Origin of the sequence: Lysinibacillus sp. KU-BSD001, assembly GCF_042920265.1 — a bacterium.
GTDB lineage: Bacteria > Bacillota > Bacilli > Bacillales_A > Planococcaceae > Lysinibacillus_B.
Map to the genome: position 1 here is coordinate 1 of NZ_JBDQZI010000032.1, position 1,651 is coordinate 1,651.

Consider the following 1,651-nt stretch of genomic DNA (forward strand, 5'->3'; position numbering starts at 1 on the left):
ACAAAATGTGGTTAAGTCCTCGACCGATTAGTATTCGTCAGCTCCATGTGTCGCCACACTTCCACCTCGAACCTATCTACCTGATCGTCTTTCAGGGGTCTTACTTACTTGCGTAATGGGAAATCTCATCTTGAGGGGGGCTTCATGCTTAGATGCTTTCAGCACTTATCCCGTCCATACATAGCTACCCAGCGATGCCGTTGGCACGACAACTGGTACACCAGCGGTATGTCCATCCCGGTCCTCTCGTACTAAGGACAGCTCCTCTCAAATTTCCTACGCCCACGACGGATAGGGACCGAACTGTCTCACGACGTTCTGAACCCAGCTCGCGTACCGCTTTAATGGGCGAACAGCCCAACCCTTGGGACCGACTACAGCCCCAGGATGCGATGAGCCGACATCGAGGTGCCAAACCTCCCCGTCGATGTGGACTCTTGGGGGAGATAAGCCTGTTATCCCCGGGGTAGCTTTTATCCGTTGAGCGATGGCCCTTCCATGCGGAACCACCGGATCACTAAGCCCGTCTTTCGACCCTGCTCGACTTGTAGGTCTCGCAGTCAAGCTCCCTTGTGCCTTTACACTCTACGAATGATTTCCAACCATTCTGAGGGAACCTTTGGGCGCCTCCGTTACCTTTTAGGAGGCGACCGCCCCAGTCAAACTGTCCGCCTGACACTGTCTCCTACCCCGCTAAGGGGCATGGGTTAGAAATTCAGTACAACCAGGGTAGTATCCCACCGACGCCTCCACCGAAGCTAGCGCTCCGGTTTCTCTGGCTCCTACCTATCCTGTACAAGTTGCACCAAATTTCAATATCAAGCTACAGTAAAGCTCCACGGGGTCTTTCCGTCCTGTCGCGGGTAACCTGCATCTTCACAGGTACTATAATTTCACCGAGTCTCTCGTTGAGACAGTGCCCAGATCGTTACGCCTTTCGTGCGGGTCGGAACTTACCCGACAAGGAATTTCGCTACCTTAGGACCGTTATAGTTACGGCCGCCGTTTACTGGGGCTTCAATTCATAGCTTCGCTTGCGCTAACCACTCCTCTTAACCTTCCAGCACCGGGCAGGCGTCAGCCCCTATACGTCACCTTACGGTTTTGCAGAGACCTGTGTTTTTGCTAAACAGTCGCCTGGGCCTATTCACTGCGGCTCTCTCGGGCTTTCACCCTACCAGAGCACCCCTTCTCCCGAAGTTACGGGGTCATTTTGCCGAGTTCCTTAACGAGAGTTCTCTCGCACACCTTAGGATTCTCTCCTCGACTACCTGTGTCGGTTTGCGGTACGGGTACCTCCCACCTCGATAGAGGCTTTTCTTGGCAGCGTGAGATCAGGAACTTCGCCCATACGGGCTCGTCATCACAGCTCAATGTATTAGTACGCGGATTTGCCTACGTACACACCTTACTGCTTGAACAGAGACAACCAACGCTCTGCTTACCCTACCCTTCTGCGTCCCCCCATTTCTCAAACGGTGGGGAGGTAGTACAGGAATATCAACCTGTTATCCATCGCCTACGCCTGTCGGCCTCGGCTTAGGTCCCGACTAACCCTGAGCGGACGAGCCTTCCTCAGGAAACCTTAGTCATACGGTGGACAGGATTCTCACCTGTCTTTCGCTACTCATACCGGCATTCTCACTTCTAA

The 1,651-nt window shown here is 53.5% G+C and carries 1 rRNA gene; it reads right to left on the reverse strand.

Features of this window, described 5'->3' with window-relative positions:
• Nucleotides 1-7: 7 nt before the first annotated feature.
• Nucleotides 8-1,651: ribosomal RNA gene (locus AAGS61_RS20780) — 23S ribosomal RNA — on the reverse strand; the annotation flags it as partial.